Source organism: Actinopolymorpha alba DSM 45243 (assembly GCF_000373925.1).
GTDB classification, from domain to species: domain Bacteria; phylum Actinomycetota; class Actinomycetes; order Propionibacteriales; family Actinopolymorphaceae; genus Actinopolymorpha; species Actinopolymorpha alba.
Genome location: NZ_KB892740.1, coordinates 1 through 17412, shown reverse-complemented (window position 1 = coordinate 17412; position 17412 = coordinate 1). Strand labels below are relative to the sequence as shown.

Here is a 17412-nt window from a genome sequence, read left to right as displayed (position 1 = left end):
CAGCGACGATTCCAGGGTCGCGGCGGCGTGTGGACCCTCCGCTGCCAGCCCGGTTTGGGCGGGACGCTAGGGTTGGGGTAACGTTCATCGGCGCCCGGGCCTATAGCTCAGCACGGTTAGAGCGCTTCCCTGATAAGGAAGAGGTCACTGGTTCAAGTCCAGTTAGGCCCACCCACCGGAGCGGCACAGCGAAGGTGAGCGTGGTGGTCGGCGCGAGGCCGTCCGCACCCACGCTCACCAGGCGCTGGCCGCGTTTTCAGTTCAGGTTTCCGGTGCCGCTCCTAGGAGGCTCCTCATGGCCAAGAAGGCTCTCCTCGCAGCCCTCGTCATCCTTGGCGGCTGGCTTGCCTACCGGCGGCTCCAGTCAGAGAAGGCGGGGCAGGACCTCTGGGCGGAAGCAACCGACCCGGTGCCACCTTCCGGAGTGTTGCACTAAGCGGCGCCGGGACGCATCGGCGTCATCCTGGGGGCGTAGCTCAACTGGCAGAGCACTGCCTTTGCAAGGCAGGGGTTAGGGGTTCGAGTCCCCTCGTCTCCACCGAGAATTCAATTTTGTGGTCTGACCTGCGCTTTTGTACGCAGAGTAGTAGATATCGTCGGTACAGCCCGGTAGACCTAGGCCGCTGGCGGATCCTGCCCGGCAGCGGCCTTCGGCACGGCCGTGCTGTCCGCGGTGGCCACCCCGGGTGTGGCCGCACCGGCCAGCAGCGCGACCGCCAGCGCCGCGACCTCCACTCGCCGGAAGGCCCGCGGCATCCGGCGAGCGGGGTCAGGCGCGGCGGACGATGATGTCACCACCGTGGCTGCGGGCGCGCACCTTGACGGTCCGGTCGGACTGTTCGGAGGCGTCGAGAGCCTCCAGGTGGTTGCGCACCCGGCCGGCCGAGGTGTGCGCGTCCAGCCGGGCGGCGGTGCCCTGGGGGATGCCGACCTCCAGCTCGCCGTTGGGGGTGTACAGGTCGACCGGGCCGCTGCCAAGCTCGCCGACGCGAATGTCGCCGCTGGCGGTCTTGACGTCGACCGCGGCAAGCGCCACGTCGACGGTGATGCCGCCGTTGGCCGACTTCACCCGCAGGTCGCCGCCGACCTCGCCGACCCAGGTTTCGCCGCCGATGTTCTTGACCACCGCGCCGCCGTCGACCTGGCGGATCCGGATGTCCCCGTTCCCGCTCACGTTCGCCTGGTCGGTCACGCGGTCCACGTTCACCTTGCCGCTGGTGGTCTTCAGCTGCACGCCGGTGGCCTGCTCGACCCGGATGTTCCCGGTGGGGGTCTTCAGCTGGCACGAGCCGACCACGCCCTCGACGAGGTAGTCGCCCTTCGCGGTGTCACCCTGCACGTCCGACCCGAAAGGCAGCTCCACCAGCACCTCGACCCTGCCGTACTTGTTGTTGAACGCGGTACGCAGCTTCGGGTGCTTGACCATCAGCTTTCCGTTGGCGAACTCGACCTTGGCCTGTTCGGCGGCCTTGACGTCCAGCTCCCAGGACGGGTCGACCGGGCGGACCTCGACCACGGTGTCGGCGCGGTCGCTGGCTTTGAACTGGATGCTTCCGAAGACGATGTCGACCGTCGCCGAGATCGGCTCAGGGGTGTCGAAGGTTGTCATGACGGTGCTCTCCTGAAGGTCTTTCTGGCGTCTCCGCTGGTGAGGACGCGTGGTCGATGTCGATGTCGTGACCAACCACCCGTTCGATGAGCTGATCACGACAACCACGATCGCCCGCCGGCCTGACACCGGTCAGTCATCGTGCTGACATGGCCGTGTCAGTGGTCGTGTCAGGCGCGTGTCAGGTGGGTGACAGGCCGGCCGATGACAGTGGTCGCATGACAAGTTCAGCGATTGCGGTCTCAGGACTGCGAAAGGCCTACAAGGACAAGATCGTGCTCGACTGCATCGATCTGGATGTTCGCGCGGGCACGGTTTTCTCCCTGCTCGGCCCGAACGGGGCCGGCAAGACCACGACGGTGAACGTGCTGACCACGTTGTTGAAGGCCGATGGTGGGACGGTGCGCGTTGCCGGGCATGACGTCGCGACCGAGGCCAAGGCGGTGCGCGCGGCGATCGGTGTCACCGGTCAGTTCGCGGCGGTGGACGAGCTGCTGACGGGGCAGGAGAACCTGCAGCTGATGGTGGATCTGAACCGAGGCGCCTCCAACAACGGCAGGCGGATCGTCACCGATCTGCTGGAGCGCTTCGATCTGGTGGAGTCGGCGCGGAAGTCCGCGTCGACCTACTCCGGAGGCATGCGCCGGAAGCTCGACCTGGCGATGACGCTGGTCGGCAACCCGCGGATCATCTTCCTGGACGAGCCGACGACGGGTCTGGACCCGCGCAGCCGTCGCACGATGTGGTCGATCATCCGCGATTTGGTGGCCGACGGTGTGACCATCTTCCTCACCACCCAGTACCTCGACGAAGCCGACCAGCTCGCCGACCAGCTCGCGGTACTCGATCAGGGCCGCCTGGTCGCCCAGGGCACTCCCGACGAGCTCAAACGCCAGATGCCCGGGACGCACGTCAGGCTCCGGTTCACCACCGTCGCCGAACTCGACGCGGCCGCGCGGATCTTCCCCGACTCGACGCGGGACGACGAGGCACTGGCCCTGCGGGTTCCCAGCGATGGCGGCACGAAGTCGTTGCGGGCTCTGCTGGACAGGCTCGACGAGTACTCGCTCCACGCCGAAGGCTTCACCGTGCACACGCCGGACCTCGATGACGTTTTCCTCGCCCTCACGGGCCACACCACGGAGGTGGTCGCGAAATGAAGTCCCATTCGATCGTGATGTTGCGCCGCAACTTCAAACACATCGCCCGGAATCCGATCACGGTGTTCAACGCGGTCCTGATGCCGGTCGTGGTCATGTTGATGTTCGTGTACATGCTCGGAGACGCTTTCAACGTCGGTGTCGACTACGTCGACTACGCGACGCCGGGACTCATGCTGTTGGCGGTCTGTTACGGGCTGGGGTCCGTAGCGACGACGGTGAACTCCGACATGACCAAGGGCATCATCAACCGGTTCAAGGTCATGGACGTCTCTCGCAGCGCCGTCTTGAACGGTCACGTCATTGCCAGTCTGCTGACCAATCTGATCGCCATCGCGGCGATCATCGGAGTGGCCTTCCTACTGGGATTCAGTCCGTCGGCGAGTTTCCTCGACTGGCTCGGCGTGGTCGGCCTCGTCGTGCTGCTCGGTCTCGCGGCCGGCTGGCTCACGATCGCCTTGGGATTGGCGGCGAAATCCCCGGAATCGGCGGGCATGGCCTCCGTGCCGCTGGTCATGCTTCCGTTCTTCAGCAGCGCGATCGTGCCGGCGGAGAAGATGGGTCCGGGCCTCCGGCAGTTCGCGGAGTACCAGCCCTTCACGCCGATCATCGAAACCCTGCGCGGGCTGCTCAACGGCGCGCCGGACACCAGCGACCTGATCACCGCGCTCGCCTGGTGCGTCGGGATCGCTCTCGTCGGGTACCTGTGGGCGTCCTCTACATTCAAGAAGCGAGCGTGACCGCGACCAGCTCGCGCCAGCTCGCCTGCGCCCCCTCCTGCGTCGCCTCGGTGAACCGCGTGTCACCGAGGCGATGCCGCGTGGCCCGCTCGATCCGGGCCGCATCCAGTTGGGAACGATCCGGCAGGTCGCGCACGCTGGTGCTCGCCGCGAGCAGCCGCGCGGCCTGCTCGTACTGGTCGCGGCGCAGCGCCAGGTCCGCGACCCCGATGAGCACCTGCGCGATCGTGATCGCGTGCCCCGCCTCGGCCGCCGCCTCGCAGGCCGCCGCGCGGTGCTCGCGGGCCTCGTCGAGATCGCTGGCGAGGTAGCCCAGAAGGTCGTGTGTCGTTGCGCGGATGTTCGGCCGCTCCGCTTCGTCGCCCAGCACGGTCCTGAGGACGTCGAGTTGCTGGTACGCCTCCTCGGCGTCGCCGCCCCAGCGGGCGAGTTCCGCCTTCGAGAGAGCCAGCACGGCCAGCGTGCCCGGCCAGGCGACCCCTTCCGCACGCCGTTGGGCCTCGCCGATGGCGGCCGCACTGGACTCCTTGTCGCCCAGCAGCCAGTACAGCTGAGCCTGTCGCGCCCGCATCCGGATGACATCGTCGACGGCATTGATCTCGGTGACGGCCGCGATCGCCTCTTCGTAGTGCTCGCACGCGCGAGCGAGCTCACCGTGCATGGCGATGAGCTCGGCCAGCTCGGTGAGCGCGAAGGAGATCCCGAAGCGTTCACCGATCGCCTCGAACTCGGTGAGCGCCGTCTCGAGATACTCGTCGGCGTCCCGCCCGCCTTGACCGAAGATGACCCGCATCTTGCCGAGTTGCAGCCGGGCCAGGGCGCGTACCCAGGGATCCTCGTCGTCCAACGCCGGTTCGAACGCGGTCAAGGCCCCGTCTGGTCCGTGCAATAGGTGTTCCATCGCGACGACGAGTCCCAGCCCCGGATGGCCGCCCTCGAGGTGACGGCTGACCTGGTACGCCTTGTGGATCCACTCCGCCGCCTGCTGTTCGTCGCCGGGCCCGGAGGTCACGAACAGCACGATGAGGGCGTACACCGTGGCCCGGACCTCATCGGTCACCTCGCCGGGCATTTCCGTGGCCGCGGTGATCAGCTCCAAGCCTTCGGTCTTGTGCCCGGCGAGCCACCAGTACCACCCGGCGCCCGCCGCGAGCCGCATCGCCGCCGGCGCATCGCCGGCCGCGAGCGCGCCGCGCATCGCCGCGCCGAGGTTGTCGTGCTCGGCCCCGAGCGTGGCAAGCCATTCCACTTGGTCGGCACGGCGAAGCTGCGGCTCCGCGGTTTCGGCGAGTTCGGTGAAGTACGCGAGATGCGCACGGCGCGCGAGATCCGATTCCCCCGCCTCCGCGAGACGCTGCTGGGCGTACTCCTTGATCGTGCCGAGCATCCGGTAGCGCGGCGCCCGGTCGCCCTCGGTGACCACCAGCGACTTCTCGGTCAGCGCGGTCAGTAACTCGAGCACCTCACCCGCCTCGACCGGCGTGTTCTTCCCGCTCCCCTGCCCTTCGGGCCCATCCCCTGTGGGCCCGCCCCCCGTGTCTGCGCAGACCCACTCGGCCGCTTCCATGCTCGCACCACCGGAGAACACCGAGAGCCTGCACAGCACCATCCGCTCGCCGTCGGTGAGGAGTTCCCAGCTCCAGTCGATCACCGCACGCAGCGTCCGGTGCCGCGGCAGCGCGGTGCGGCTGCCACCGGTCAGCAGGCGGAACCGATCGTCGAGCCGGTCGGCAAGCTGATCGAGGGTCATCGTGCGCAGCCTGGCCGCGGCGAGTTCGATTGCCAGTGGCATCCCGTCCACCGCCCGGCACAGGCGCGCCATCGCCGACAACGTGGTGGCGTCGGCCGCGAGGTCCTTGCGCACCGCGCCGGCTCGGTCCTGCAGCAGCCGGATGGCCGGAGCGGACTCGATCTCGGCGGGGCCGGCCTCCTCTGCTGGTAGGACCAACGGCGCGACCGGCCACAGTGCCTCACCGGTGATGCCGAGGGGTTCCCTGCTCGTCGCGAGGATCCGCAGCCGCCGGCACTCTCCGAGCACGCGATGGGCGAAGGTCGCCGCGGACTCGATCACGTGCTCGCAGTTGTCCAGAATCAGCAACATCGCCCGCTCGCGGACCGCGGCGATGACCCGATCCGTCGGCTCCGCGTCCGGTGCCTCGCCGAGCAGCGGATCCCGCAGCCTGAGCGCGTCGAGCGTTGCTTGTGCCACGTCACCATCAGCGCCGATGGCCGCGAGTTCGACCACCCAGACCCCGTCCGGCAGGTCGCCGAGCAGGGTGCGCGCGGTTTCCGTGGCCAGCCGGGTCTTCCCCGAGCCGCCCGGTCCGATCAGGGTGGTGAGCCGGTGTTCGGCGATGAGGTCGCGGACCGCGGCGACATCAGCGTCCTTGCCGACGTAGCTGGTCAGCTCGGCACGCAAGTTGGTCTTGCGGTTTTCCTCCCGCCGTCCCAACTCGCCCCGCAGCAGCGCGACGTGCAGTGCGGACAGCTCCGATGAGGGGTCGACGCCCAGCTCGTCGGCCAGGGTTTCCCTGGTGCGCTCGTACGCGAGCAGCGCCTCGGTGTCGCGACCGGTCGCGACGAGGGCGCGCATCAACGCGGCGACAAGGCGTTCTCGCACCGGGTGCGCGGCCACCAAGTCGGTCAGTTCCGTGACCAGCTCCGCACCGTGGCCGAGGCTGATCTCCGCATCGAACCGGTCCTCCATGGCTGTCAGGCGTAGCCCTTCGAGCCGGGTGACCGCCGCGTCAAACGCTGCGCTATCGGGCAAACCGACGTCCTGCATGGCCGCGCCGCGCCACAACGCGAGGCCCTCGCGCAGCCGCCGTACTCCCTGTGGATCCTCGTCATTTCGGGCGTGGGCGACGAGGCGTTCGAACCGCACGGCGTCGACAGCGTCGGGTTCCACCCTCAACCGGTAGCCGTCCGTCTGCCCTTCGACCAACCCTTCCGGCAGTGCCTTCCGCAGCCGGGAAACCAAGCGTTGCAAGGCATTCGCTGCGTCGGAGGGCGGGTGTTCACCCCAAATCCAGTCGACGAGCGTCGCCTTCGGGACTGCGCGACCTGGTTCGAGCGCGAGGGCGATCAACAGTGCGCGCAGCCGGGCGCCCGGCACGTCGGCTAGGACGCCGTCGTCCGTACGAACCTCGAATGGTCCAAGCATCCCGATCTGCACCCGGCTGATTTTGCCATGGGCGATGGGCAGGACTCCGACTGCTGACGCGGCGCAGAAGGTTGCTGAAGCAATGGCCCCGTGGGCGTGTCTTGTGGATCATGGCGGCCAGGCCTGCCGCGGCCACCGCAGGTCAGTCGGTGTCAGAGCCGTGTCAGTCGTATGTCAGGTCCGTCGGCGACTGTGGATGCAACAACCCGCCACGAAGGAGATCCGATGAGTCAAACGGTTCCCATCCCGCAGGGCCTTTCCATGGAGCGCGACGCGGGTCCCTTCGACCCGCCCCGCGAGATCACCCGGCTGCGCGAGGCCCGTCCGGTCAGTCGCATGGTCTTCCCCGACGGTCACGAGGGCTGGCTCGTCACCGGCTACGAAGCGGTCCGCCAGCTCGTGGCCGACACCCGGTTCAGCTCCCGCCAGGACCTCGGCATCATCCACGTGCCGTACGAGACGCCCGGTATGCCCGTGCAGACCGAGCCGTCCCCGCAGACGCCGGGCTTGTTCGTCGCTATGGACCCGCCGGACCAGACCCGGCTGCGGCGCAAGCTCATCGGCGCCTTCACCGTCAGGCGCATGAAAATGCTCGAAGAACAGATCATCGCCATCGCCGAGCGGCAACTGGACGAGCTGGCGCGCCTGACCCCGCCGGTCGACCTGGTCAAGGAGTTCGCGCTGCCGGTGCCCTCGCTGGTGATCTGCGAGCTGCTCGGCGTCCCCTACGCGGACCGGGAGACCTTCCAGGTCAACTCCGCCAAGTTCCTGGTCAGGGACCAGTCGCTCGAGGAGAAGATCGCCGCGTACGGCGCAATGACCACCTACCTCGCCGAACTGGTCACACGCAAGCGCGCCGAACCCGGCGAAGACATCCTGTCCGACCTGGCCCGCGATGACGACCTCACCATCGAGGAGCTCGTCGGCATCGCCTTCCTGCTGCTGCTCGCGGGCCACGAGACCACCGCCAACATGCTGGCGCTGGGCACGTTCGCGCTCCTGGAGCACCCCGAGCAGCTGGCCGAGTTGCGCGCCAACCCGGATCTGCTGCCCGGTGCCGTCGAGGAACTCATGCGCTACCTGTCCGTTGCGGACATCTTCTTTCGCTACGCCACGGAGGACATCGAACTCGGCGGCGAGACGATCGGAAAGGGATCGACCGTCGTCATCTCGTTGCTGGCCGCCAACCGCGACCCCCGGCGCTTCGAGAACCCCGACGCCCTGGACGTCCACCGCCAGGCCCGTGGTCACTTGTCCTTTGGCCACGGCGTCCACCAGTGTCTCGGCCAGCAGCTGGCCCGCATCGAGATGCGCGCCGGTTTCGACGGACTGCTGCGTCGCCTCCCGACTCTCGAACTCGCCATCCCCGCCGGTGAGGTGAAACTCAGGACCGACATGAACATCTACGGCGTCCACGAACTGCCGGTCACCTGGACCGAAACGGCCCGGTAAACCGTCGGCCGAGCGCGTCACCTGTGTGGGAACGCGAGATCAACTGACACTCGCCTGGCCATCTTCCTTGATCGTTCAAGTAGCTGGCTATGCTCCGGCCATGAGTGAAACTGCTCCACAGCCTTCCCCGTCGGCGGTGCGCACCGAGGCTGAGTCCCTGCTGTCAGTCCTCGAGCGCAACCGGCGGACCTTCGCCTGGAAGACGTCGGGGCTCGACGAGAAGGGTCTGCGCGCGACCACGGCCGCCAGTTCGATGACACTCGGTGGTCTGGTCAAGCATGTGGCCCTGGTCGAGGCAGACTGGCTGGCCGTCAAGCTCGCCGGTCAGGAGTACGGCGCTCCGTGGGGCGCAGTCGATTTCGACGCCGACCCCGACTGGGAATGGCGTACGGGAAAGCTGGACTCGCCGGAAAATGTCTACGCGCTGTGGCGAGAAGCTGTCGAGCGGTCGCGCAAGGTAGTGGCCGAGGTTATCGAGGAGCGCGGGCTCGACGGACCGGCGTCCTTTTCCTGGCCGGGCGGCCGCACGCCCACTGTCCGCGCCATGCTCCTGGACATGATTGAGGAGTACGCACGACACACGGGTCACGCGGACATCCTGCGTGAGGCAGTGGATGGTCGCGTGGGTGAGGGCGCGCCAGAGGACTTCACCTTCTAGAACGATGCGTGCATGCTCCCCCACTGGACTTGTGAGGTCGGGTCGTACGGCCCGGGTTCAACCCGGTCAGCTGGGCGATATTCCTCGTCGAGGCGGAGCCTGTCGGGGTGAGAAAGGCGGTGTGGGACTTCTGCTCACAAGCGCCGCCGGCGATCGGTTGACTGGTCGCTGGCACCGCCGATCGGAGGAGCCATGACCAGCGCAACCACTCCTACCTCCGCCCAGCGCGAACCAGAACTACTCGGACAGACCGTCGTCGTGATCGGCGGCAGTGCGGGCATCGGGCTTGAAACAGCTCGACGTGCGCGGGCTGAGGGTGCCGATGTCATTCTCACTGGCCGCAATCCCGACCGGCTCGAGCAAGCGGCGCTGGAAGTCGACGCGCAACGCACCGCGGCCTTCGACGCCAGCGACGCGGCTTCCGTAGCGAGGTTCTTCCACGACCTTCCAACCCCGATCGACCATGTCATGGTCACGGCGGGTGGCCCGCGATACGGGCCGCTGCTCGAGATGGACTCAGAACAGGTGCGCCAGGCAATCAGCGAACACGTGGTGTTGGCGCTCGAGGTCGCGCGCAACGCCGCCGCCAAGATGAGGCCTGGGGGCACATTGCTGCTCATGGGCGGGACCGGCGCCCGGCGCGTCACTCGCGGCCTCGGGATCGCCTCGGCCGCCACCGCCGCACTTCCTGCGTTCGCGGCAGCCCTCGCGCTTGAGCTCGCGCCGGTTCGCGTCAATCTCATCGCCGCCGGCTTCGTCGACACCCCGTTGTCGGTCTCGCTACTCGGCGATCGACTGGAGGAACGCCGGAACGAACTGCGGGCGACGCTCCCGATCGGCCGCGTCGTCGGCCCTACCGACGTCGCCGCACTCGCCGTGCACATCATGAGCAACACTGCGCTCACCGGCGCGACGTACGACATCGACGGTGGGCAGCAGTTCGTCTTCTCATGAATACCCGGCAGGGACAACCAACAGGCTCCGGCCGTTGTCTGTGCTGATGCTACGACCGCAGGAGACTCACTTGCGGCTCAGGAACTCCCGGATGTGCTGTGACCAGATGTCGGGCTTCTCGAAGTGGCACATGTGGGCGGCGTTCTCGATGATCGCCAGGTCGCTGTTGGGCACCGACGCGTGGAGGCGGTGGGCCAGCTGTAGGGGGAAGCCCATGTCCTTATCGCCGTGCAGGATGAGGATCGGTTTGCCCGATGCTCGCAGGATCTCCTCGGGGTCACCTGAGAACCATGGATGCATTCGCCCGGCGAGATAGGCCTCGTAGCTCCAGTCGCCCTCGTCCAGGCCGTCCAGCAGGTTGAGATACGCGGGCGCCAGCTCCAGATCCCAGACGAAGATCGTCGAGTTTCGTAGCGCCCAATTCTGGGCTTCCTCAGCGGCGCGGCGCCGTTGGTACTCCTCCCAGTTCTCAAGGTACGGCTCGTTGTCAGCGCTGCTGTACGCCGAGGTGGAGGCGAGTATGACTCGGCGTACCTGGTCGGGATGCTTGTCCACGAACTGTACGGCGGCGCGCCCTCCGGTCGAAAAGCCGAGCAGGTCCACTTGCCCCAGCTCAAGGATGTCGATCAGCCGGTGGGCGTCTTCGATGACGGACTCCGGTTGCAGAGCATCTTCTGGCAGGTTTCGGCTGCTCCGTCCGCAACCGCGGAAGTCGAACAGAACCACGTGATGGTCACGGGCCAAGGGTTCGAACCCGGGCAGCAGGTAGCTGTGGCCGATGTCTGGGCCGCCGTGCAGCACTACCAACGAGGGCTTGTCTTCCCGCCGCTGACCAAGCCGGCGGACGAACAGCGTCACTTCTCCTACATCGATCAGCTCACCGTTATCCATGCGCGCAGGCTGCCAGAAGGTACCGACAGAGGGACATGGTCGGTCGCACCCGGCTCGAATGGAGGGCTATTCAAAACCCTCGTATAGACAGACCGTGGAATGTTGCGGGGAGCCGGAACCGACTTGGCGGAGGTGCCTCGGCTTCTTTGCCGAAACTCCTCCGCCAAGTCAGTCGCAAGCCGCCAGGTACGTGGGGGCCAGATGAGGAGTTCTCAGGCGAGTTCCTCTGCCTGGCGCTCGTCCCTTCTGGTGAAGGTCAGATAGATGACGAGCCCGAGGATCGTGACGAGGAAGAGCGAGCTGGTCCCGACCGTACCCAGACCAAGACCGCCGTCCTGGCGCGATTGGGAGAGGTAGTCGCCGAGCGAGGCGCCGAGCGGCCGGGTCAGGATGTACGCCATCCAGAAGGCCGGAACGGGCTTGAGACTAAGGCGGAAGTGCGCGAGGGCGACTAGCGCGATTGCCGCGCCGAACATCAGTGCCGAGATCCAGTAGCCCAAGTTGAGCCGCTCGGCCACCAGGTCACCCGCCGCCGTACCCAGGGCGAAGGTGAACAGGATCGCCAACCAGTAGAAGGCTTCTCGCCGGGACGTGTAGATGGTGTGGATGGACAGCGTCCGCTCACTTGCGTACCACACCGCGAACGTCGCCGCGAGCGCGACGGTGAAAACGATGGTGGTCGTTTCCAGCGCGACCTCGAAGTTGTCCGTCAGATTGTCAGTGATCAGCGTGCCCACGATGCTGATCAAAACAACCACGAGCCAGTAGAGGCCGGGTGCGTACTTCCTCGACCTGAACTGGAAGACCAGCGCCACGATCAGGAGCACGCTCATCACGTAGCTCGTGTTGGTTAGACCGAGATGGAGGTTTTCGTTCAGGTAGTCCGCCGCGGTCTCACCCACGGTCGTACACAGGACCTTGATGATCCAGAAGTAGATCGTGATCTCTGGAACCTTGTTCAGCATCTGCCGGGCTCCTGGCCGTGGGACACCCAGATGCGTGTTGCTCGTCATGGGTGCGAGCGTCGTTCAGGGAACCTGAAAACAACCTGAGCAGCGCGGCGGGACCACTCCAGGCACGGCAGTTGGTGGGGTGATCCAAGACCTGCTGGGGATAATGACGCAGATGACGACTGCCGCCACGGTCCTTGTCGTCGAGGACAATCATGAGCTCAGGGACATTCTGGTCCGTGGGCTCCGCGAGGCGGACTTCAGTGTCATCTCGGCCAGTAATGGTGCGGGCGCCCTGCGTACTCACGTTCCCGACGTCGACGCGATCATCATCGACATCGGTCTGCCTGACTCCGACGGCCGCGACCTGTGCCAGGCGTTCCGAGCCCGCGGTGTCACTGTGCCGGTGGTCTTCCTCACCGCGCGTGACGGGATCACTGACCGGCTCTCCGGGTTCTCCGCGGGCGGCGACGACTACCTCGTCAAGCCATTCCACTTCGCCGAACTGGTCGCCCGCCTCCACGCCGCGCTACGCCGCACCGAGCGCGAACCATCCGCGATCGCCGACGACCTGCGGCTGGATCCGGTGAGCCATGAGATGGGTGTACGGGAACGGATCGTCGCCTTGACCCCGACGGAGTTCAGGCTGCTGGCCCGGCTCGTCTCGGCGCGCGGTTCGGTCGTACGCCGGCACCAACTACTGGCGGTCGGGTGGCCGGACGGCGCGATCGTCGCCGACAACACACTCGACCAGTACATCGCCAGGCTGCGCCGAAAGCTGCGCGACGTCGGAGCGACGGTTTGCCTGGAGACCTCCCGCGGACTCGGATACCGCCTCACATGACCCGCCCCTCGACCCTGCGTGGCCGGCTGGCTCTGGTTGGTCTGCTCACCGTCACCATGTGGGTGGCCATCCTGACGGTTGCGTTCAACTACGGACTCGGGCACCAGCTCCGGAGCCAGGCAGACGACCTGCTCCGAACAAGAGCCGAAGCCGCGCAGGCCACGATCGACATCCGCTCAGACGGGACGCTCGGGGTTCGTGAAGCTCCCAACGACACGGCCCTCGACACCGGGATCTGGATCTTCGAGGGTCCCCGCCTGCTCGAACCAGATGCCAGCAGGACAACGACACCGCAACGCTTGGTGGAGAGCCTCGCGAATCGCGGTGAGCGTTTCCAGGACAGCCAAGGGCCGGGCGCGACGCGGATGTATGCGCTGCCCTTGCGCCTCGGGCACCGTCAGGTCGGCACAGTCGTCGCGGCCGTCGACCTCGATCCTTACCAGCGGACGGCCCGCATTGCTCTTATCGGCTCCGCCGCCCTTGCCGGGCTCCTGCTGGCGGGCGTGTACGTCGTAGCGCGCCTGACGGTCAAACGCACGCTTGCCCCGGTATACCGGATGGCCCATCAAGCCGCCGAGTGGAGCGCCCAGGACGTCACCCAGCGCTTCGGCACCGCCGGCCGGCCGGCCGAGCTCGAGGACCTCGCACGCAGTCTCGACGGCCTCCTCGATCGGCTCTCAGCCGTACTCCGACACGAGCAGCAACTCTCCGCCGAGCTGTCCCACGAACTCCGTACACCGCTCGCGCGCATCACCGCCGAGACCGAGCTCCTCCTGTGCAGACCGCGCTCTCGGGACGAACTCCAGTCGGCCCACGTATCCATCCGCGACAGCGCCGAACGCATGGGCCAGATCATCGAGACCCTGCTGGTCTCCGCGCGCGCGGAGGCGGTCACCCCGCCGGGCAGCTGCATCGTGGCCGAGGTCCTTGCCGCCATGGTCGAGCAACGACAGGTCGGCGGCGTGCCCTCGATCGAGCTTTCCGGGGTCGACAGCGGGCCGCTGGAGTGCGGCGTCAGTGCTGACATCCTCGAGCGCGTACTCAGTCCAGTCCTCGACAACGCGGTACGCCATGCTCACCGCGAGGTTCACCTGTCCGTGCGACGAGCGGAATCCGCCGTGGAGATTCTGATCGAAGATGACGGGCCTGGCCTCGCCGACCAGGTGGCGGAGGCCGCGTTCACCCCCGGCTGGCGCCACGATCCCGACGACGGGCACGACGGTGCCGGACTCGGGCTTCCGCTCGCCAGAAGGCTCGCCCGCAGTGCGGGTGGAGACGTTCATCATGTGTCGACGGCCAGCGGCGCGACCTTCGCCATCCTCTTACCAGCCGCAAGTTCCGAAATGCGTCTTGCGTGACGGCAGGTCTGCCGCCCGGCCGATGACCAGCCGGTTGAGGAGCGGGCAAGAGCTGATCAAAGCTGTCGCCAACTACCAGGCATTGTGGCAGCCTCACCTTCGTGGATTCGCATACGGCGGTTAATCAGAGGGTGTGGGACGAACTGACACCACTGCATGCCAGTTCCAGCCATTACGACGTCAAGGCATTCCTCCAGGGCGAGAGCAAGCTCGGGGACCTGGAGATTGAAGAGGTGGGCGAGGTCGCCGGCAAGCGGCTGCTTCACCTCATGTGTCACTTCGGGATGGATACGTTGTCGTGGGCGCAGAGAGGTGCCCAGGTCACCGGGGTCGACTTCTCCTCCGAAGCTATCGGTATCGCACGCCAGCTAGCCGAGCAGGTGCAGACTAAGGCTCAGTTCGTCTGCTGTGACGTACTCCAAGCCGCCGACTACCTTGATGAAACCTTCGACATCGTGTTCAAGTCCAAGGGCGTCATGATGTGGATCCAGGACCTGTCGGCGTGGGCGGACACCTGCGCTCGGCTCCTCAAGCCAGGCGGTGTCTTCTACCTCCTCGACTACCACCCGCTTGCGAACTCAGTTACCCAAACCGAGGACGGACTGAAGCTTCACCGCAGTTACTTCTACAGCCCAGAACCAACTGTTGTCGTAGCGGATGGATCGTACGCCGTTCCCGATGCTGTGCTGGAGAACAAGGAGTCGCGGGAGTGGACACACACTCTCGGAGATATCGTCACCGCCTTGATTCAGGCCGGCATTGAGATCGATTTTCTCCACGAGTTTCCGGCCGCGGAGGCGTACCTCATGCCTATTCCGCAACTCGACACCGGGTCGGCGCGATACGACCTACCTGCGATGTTCTCCGTCCGTGGAGTCCGCAGGTAGTTGGCGACCACAACTCCCCAACGGCCTTCGGCCGTTGTCAAATCCACCCTTTCAGGAGTGGCAGCCAGTCCGGGTTCGTGCATTGTTCTTCCACCTCGGCGACGGTCAGCCAGCCAGCGGCCGTGCACTCTGACCCAGGCTCGGGTTTGGTCGGCGGATCGTCGTTATCGCTGCGAGCGACGAAGAACACCAGGTAGCTGAGCGGATACGGGTAGCGGTAGCCAGGCGGCCGCTCAGCGAGACTGAATCGCGTCCAGCCAATGACGGACAAGTCTTCCTCGGTCAAAGCGAACCCGGTCTCTTCCCTGAGTTCGCGGAGCGCGGCCGCTTGTGGTGTTTCGCCGGGATCGAGATGGCCACCGGGAACATCCCATCCCCGACCAGGCCGGTCGACGTAGGCGAGAAGGACGCGCCCAGAACGACCGATCGTGAGCACGAACGCGCAGGTGATCTGATCAGTCGGCGGAAGTACGGCCGATCGCACCAGGTCGATCCGGTGCGGCACCTTCAACGCTGGCTGGGTCGTCGACCACAAGACTTCCTCAACCTTGATGAGCCCTTCACCACATCTGACGTGATCTGACGACGAAGCCTACTGTTATGGCGCCGGCCGGGCCGAGGTGTACGAGTCGGGATCGACGGGGAGAAAAGGCATGAATCAGCGGGGGAAGTTTCATGTCGGCGAACCAACCATCGAAACCAGACCGGATTCCACGAGTCGTCGGAATCCTCGGGCAGCCCAGCGAAGACCAACGCCGCCGGGTAGAGCGCAGCTGTGCCTCGGGACTGGCGCGGCTGCTCGAAGCACCCGGACTCACGGTCTGGAGCTCCGCGCCGCTCGCGTCCTGGCAGGGCTCGCAGCGGAACGGACTCGCCTGGTGGCCGTTACGCCCAGGTCAGCATCCGACGACCTGGCAGGAGGCATCAGATACGTGCGAGGCCCTTGGCGTAGAAGTCTCCGCCGCCGGGGCAACAGTCCATGCGGCGTCGCTGGGAATGCAGCCCCTCTATGCCCGGCGGTTCGGGGACGCGATCGTTTTCGCTCCGACGATTCATAACCTGTGTGGGTTGTCTGACGGGCATCTTCACGCCGACTGGATGGCGTGGGCGTCGATAGTCACGCTCAAGAGCCCGATCGGATGGCGTACGCCGTTCGAGGAGATCGAACGCATGCCGGCGGGCGCAGCCTGGCATTGGGACCGCGCGCGCAATCACCTGACCAGGTCTCGACGTCTCCCTTCGGTGCTCGACGCGCGGCGGCCACCCGCTTCACCCGACGAGCTCGTCCACTTGGTACGACGGGCCATCCAGACCTCCATCGCCGCGGCCCGGCCGACTCGCTGGCGAAAGCGATTCCGTGCCTGGACGATCACCTTGAGCGGGGGTTGGGATTCCCGCCTGGTCGCTGGCTGCGCGGCGCCCGTCATCGGCCCTCGGAGACTTACCGCGTTCACCGCCAGCCCGGACGACGGACTTGATCTCGACGTCATGCTCAGCATCCCGGTGGCGCGGCACCTCGGGATCAGGCAGGAGATCGAGGACCCGAAGCCGGACGACTGGCCGGCGTACACCGGCGACGGGTTCCGGCGGGTCGAGTACCAAACGCCCTACCACGGTTGGCTCGAACCCATGGCCGGCCGGCTCAGGGCGGCCAGAGGATCCATCCTCGACGGGCTCGGTGGTGACCTGCTCCTGAAGAGCCGCATCGTGGACGAGTCAGTCCTTGCCAGCCGGACCTTCGACCAGTTGGGTGGGGTTCTCTGGTCGAAGCTGGCCAAACCACCGGCGAGTGGGCGGCCGTGGGTGGGTGAAGAAGTGGTCGCCGAGCTCAGCGCGATGACCCGGCCTGACTTCGATACAGAGCGGGAACGTTTCGCCGGCCACCCCGCCGAGGCCACCCTCACCGTGCTGTTCACGAGGACCTCCCGTTGCGTTTCGCTGTCGCCGTTCGGGCTGTTCGCGCCGGAGGCCGATGTCTGCGTTCCCTTTCTGGACAACGAGGTCATGGCGGCCGCGCTGTCGGTGCCCCTCGAGGCGAAGACGAGCGGCGACTTCTACCGGCAGTGCCTCCACGCCGCGGACCCGCGGTTGGCCGAACTCCCGTCCACGAACGACCCGCACCCCGCCCGCCCGGCGTACTCACGATCGCGATCGGCCGGCGCCGCCGCCATATCCTGGGCCAGGCATTCGCTGCTCGGCCTCGCGGAACGCCAAGGACTCGACCCGGCGAGCGTCCCCGACCCCCGTGCCCTGAGCGGGACGTGGGGCGGGCGGATGTGGTTGCACACCTTGCTGGTGTTCAATGCTTGGCTGGAACGTTACGAAGGCCAGCTTGAAAGCGTGCGCGCTCCCTGGTGGTGAGCGCTGTCCGCCGAGGATGGATGCGCTCGAGGAGCCCACTGACCTTCGCCCCCCTAGACGACTGATTCCTAACTCAGTGGTCGTAGGCGATGAGGGATCGGGTGATGGGGGTGCCGGTGTTGTGGTTGTGCCAGATTGCGGTTGCGAGGGCGAGGAGGCGTTGGGCGATGCGGGCGTAGAGGCTTTCGGGGGTGCGGGCGCCGTGTAGTTCGAGGGAGAGCTGGCCTTTGCCGGTGTCGAAGACCGATTCGATGAGCTGGCGGATGCCGGCGAGGTTGCCGAAACGGCGTTTTTCGTTTCTGCGGTCTGGGCGGACGAAGGCCACATCGTCGAGCGCGGCTTGGGCGCTGAACTCCTTGCCGGCAAAGCCTTTGTCACCGATCAG

The 17412-nt window shown here is 66.5% G+C and carries 16 protein-coding genes, 2 tRNA genes and 1 pseudogene; 12 read left to right on the top strand and 7 right to left on the bottom strand.

The window, feature by feature from the left end; genetic code table 11:
- Positions 1 to 96 precede the first annotated feature (96 nt).
- From B141_RS0107865 to B141_RS0107855, 3 genes are all read left to right on the top strand, one after another.
- A tRNA-Ile gene (locus B141_RS0107865) sits at positions 97 to 171 on the top strand.
- A 124-nt stretch (positions 172 to 295) separates the two neighbouring features.
- Entirely contained in the window at positions 296 to 436 is a 141-nt protein-coding gene (locus tag B141_RS50235) for a DLW-39 family protein (protein ID WP_020574609.1), read from the top strand.
- 29 nt (positions 437 to 465) lie between these two features.
- Positions 466 to 538, top strand: a tRNA-Ala gene (locus tag B141_RS0107855).
- A 77-nt stretch (positions 539 to 615) separates the two neighbouring features.
- Here B141_RS0107855 and B141_RS49050 read toward each other — a convergent pair.
- Both B141_RS49050 and B141_RS0107845 read right to left on the bottom strand, forming a co-directional pair.
- Positions 616 to 756 (bottom strand): hypothetical protein, encoded by a 141-nt coding sequence (locus B141_RS49050; protein WP_157180872.1) that lies wholly within the window; start codon positions 754 to 756, stop codon positions 616 to 618.
- 13 nt (positions 757 to 769) lie between these two features.
- Positions 770 to 1609, bottom strand: a complete 840-nt coding sequence (locus B141_RS0107845; RefSeq protein WP_020574607.1) for a DUF4097 family beta strand repeat-containing protein — start codon at positions 1607 to 1609, stop codon at positions 770 to 772.
- Between the two features lie 218 nt (positions 1610 to 1827).
- Between B141_RS0107845 and B141_RS0107835 the strand changes: the two genes are divergently transcribed.
- The gene (locus tag B141_RS0107835; RefSeq protein ID WP_026257009.1) at positions 1828 to 2769 is read left to right on the top strand and encodes an ATP-binding cassette domain-containing protein; all 942 of its coding nucleotides are present in this window, start codon (positions 1828 to 1830) and stop codon (positions 2767 to 2769) included.
- Positions 2766 to 3509, top strand: a complete 744-nt coding sequence (locus tag B141_RS0107830; protein ID WP_020574604.1) for an ABC transporter permease — start codon at positions 2766 to 2768, stop codon at positions 3507 to 3509. The genes B141_RS0107835 and B141_RS0107830 overlap by 4 nt, the downstream gene beginning before the upstream one ends.
- On the opposite strand, the gene B141_RS0107825 is transcribed toward B141_RS0107830, so the two are convergent.
- Positions 3493 to 6684: an ATP-binding protein gene (locus B141_RS0107825; protein WP_020574603.1), complete on the bottom strand. Its 3192-nt coding sequence runs from the start codon at positions 6682 to 6684 to the stop codon at positions 3493 to 3495. The two genes, B141_RS0107830 and B141_RS0107825, sit on opposite strands and share 17 nt — an antisense overlap.
- Positions 6685 to 6897: 213 nt before the next feature.
- Between B141_RS0107825 and B141_RS0107820 the strand changes: the two genes are divergently transcribed.
- The 3 genes from B141_RS0107820 to B141_RS0107810 all read left to right on the top strand — a co-directional run bounded on the left by B141_RS0107820 (position 6898) and on the right by B141_RS0107810 (position 9736).
- Positions 6898 to 8124, top strand: coding sequence for a cytochrome P450 (locus tag B141_RS0107820; protein ID WP_020574602.1), 1227 nt, complete (start codon positions 6898 to 6900; stop codon positions 8122 to 8124).
- 100 nt (positions 8125 to 8224) lie between these two features.
- Positions 8225 to 8782: a DinB family protein gene (locus B141_RS0107815; RefSeq protein ID WP_051114004.1), complete on the top strand. Its 558-nt coding sequence runs from the start codon at positions 8225 to 8227 to the stop codon at positions 8780 to 8782.
- A 192-nt stretch (positions 8783 to 8974) separates the two neighbouring features.
- Entirely contained in the window at positions 8975 to 9736 is a 762-nt protein-coding gene (locus B141_RS0107810) for an SDR family oxidoreductase (RefSeq protein WP_020574600.1), read from the top strand.
- A gap of 66 nt (positions 9737 to 9802) precedes the next feature.
- Here the strand turns inward: B141_RS0107810 and B141_RS0107805 are convergent, their stop codons facing one another.
- Both B141_RS0107805 and B141_RS0107800 read right to left on the bottom strand, forming a co-directional pair.
- Positions 9803 to 10627, bottom strand: a complete 825-nt coding sequence (locus tag B141_RS0107805; protein ID WP_084678163.1) for an alpha/beta fold hydrolase — start codon at positions 10625 to 10627, stop codon at positions 9803 to 9805.
- A gap of 212 nt (positions 10628 to 10839) precedes the next feature.
- Positions 10840 to 11640 carry a COG4705 family protein gene (locus B141_RS0107800; RefSeq protein WP_026257008.1) on the bottom strand — a complete coding sequence of 267 codons (801 nt, stop codon included), beginning with the start codon at positions 11638 to 11640 and terminating at the stop codon, positions 10840 to 10842.
- Between the two features lie 112 nt (positions 11641 to 11752).
- Between B141_RS0107800 and B141_RS0107795 the strand changes: the two genes are divergently transcribed.
- From B141_RS0107795 to B141_RS39490, 3 genes are all read left to right on the top strand, one after another.
- On the top strand, positions 11753 to 12421 hold the full coding sequence (locus B141_RS0107795) for a response regulator transcription factor (protein ID WP_040420682.1): 669 nt from the start codon (positions 11753 to 11755) through the stop codon (positions 12419 to 12421).
- Positions 12418 to 13779 carry a sensor histidine kinase gene (locus tag B141_RS0107790; protein WP_020574596.1) on the top strand — a complete coding sequence of 454 codons (1362 nt, stop codon included), beginning with the start codon at positions 12418 to 12420 and terminating at the stop codon, positions 13777 to 13779. Before B141_RS0107795 ends, B141_RS0107790 begins: the two co-directional genes overlap by 4 nt.
- A gap of 101 nt (positions 13780 to 13880) precedes the next feature.
- Entirely contained in the window at positions 13881 to 14666 is a 786-nt protein-coding gene (locus B141_RS39490; RefSeq protein WP_157180871.1) for a class I SAM-dependent methyltransferase, read from the top strand.
- 37 nt (positions 14667 to 14703) lie between these two features.
- Here B141_RS39490 and B141_RS45375 read toward each other — a convergent pair whose 3' ends face one another.
- A complete protein-coding gene (locus tag B141_RS45375) occupies positions 14704 to 15201 on the bottom strand; it encodes an NUDIX hydrolase (protein WP_020574594.1) in 498 nt (165 codons plus the stop codon).
- A gap of 140 nt (positions 15202 to 15341) precedes the next feature.
- On the opposite strand from B141_RS45375, the gene B141_RS0107775 reads away from it, so the two are divergent.
- Positions 15342 to 17027 (top strand): asparagine synthase-related protein, encoded by a 1686-nt coding sequence (locus B141_RS0107775; RefSeq protein WP_020574593.1) that lies wholly within the window; start codon positions 15342 to 15344, stop codon positions 17025 to 17027.
- A 73-nt stretch (positions 17028 to 17100) separates the two neighbouring features.
- Here B141_RS0107775 and B141_RS0107770 read toward each other — a convergent pair.
- Positions 17101 to 17412, bottom strand: a pseudogene (locus tag B141_RS0107770) (IS982 family transposase); the annotation flags it as partial.

Excerpts from the sequence above, each read along its gene's own strand:
- B141_RS50235 (WP_020574609.1), top strand. The coding sequence starts at position 296 with ATGGCCAAGAAGGCTCTCCTCGCAGCCCTCGTCATCCTTGGCGGCTGG.
- B141_RS49050 (WP_157180872.1), bottom strand. The coding sequence starts at position 756 with ATGCCGCGGGCCTTCCGGCGAGTGGAGGTCGCGGCGCTGGCGGTCGCG.
- B141_RS0107845 (WP_020574607.1), bottom strand. The coding sequence starts at position 1,609 with ATGACAACCTTCGACACCCCTGAGCCGATCTCGGCGACGGTCGACATC.
- B141_RS0107835 (WP_026257009.1), top strand. The coding sequence starts at position 1,828 with ATGACAAGTTCAGCGATTGCGGTCTCAGGACTGCGAAAGGCCTACAAG.
- B141_RS0107830 (WP_020574604.1), top strand. The coding sequence starts at position 2,766 with ATGAAGTCCCATTCGATCGTGATGTTGCGCCGCAACTTCAAACACATC.
- B141_RS0107820 (WP_020574602.1), top strand. The coding sequence starts at position 6,898 with ATGAGTCAAACGGTTCCCATCCCGCAGGGCCTTTCCATGGAGCGCGAC.
- B141_RS0107815 (WP_051114004.1), top strand. The coding sequence starts at position 8,225 with ATGAGTGAAACTGCTCCACAGCCTTCCCCGTCGGCGGTGCGCACCGAG.
- B141_RS0107810 (WP_020574600.1), top strand. The coding sequence starts at position 8,975 with ATGACCAGCGCAACCACTCCTACCTCCGCCCAGCGCGAACCAGAACTA.
- B141_RS0107805 (WP_084678163.1), bottom strand. The coding sequence starts at position 10,627 with ATGGATAACGGTGAGCTGATCGATGTAGGAGAAGTGACGCTGTTCGTC.
- B141_RS0107800 (WP_026257008.1), bottom strand. The coding sequence starts at position 11,640 with ATGACGAGCAACACGCATCTGGGTGTCCCACGGCCAGGAGCCCGGCAG.
- B141_RS0107795 (WP_040420682.1), top strand. The coding sequence starts at position 11,753 with ATGACGACTGCCGCCACGGTCCTTGTCGTCGAGGACAATCATGAGCTC.
- B141_RS0107790 (WP_020574596.1), top strand. The coding sequence starts at position 12,418 with ATGACCCGCCCCTCGACCCTGCGTGGCCGGCTGGCTCTGGTTGGTCTG.
- B141_RS0107775 (WP_020574593.1), top strand. The coding sequence starts at position 15,342 with ATGTCGGCGAACCAACCATCGAAACCAGACCGGATTCCACGAGTCGTC.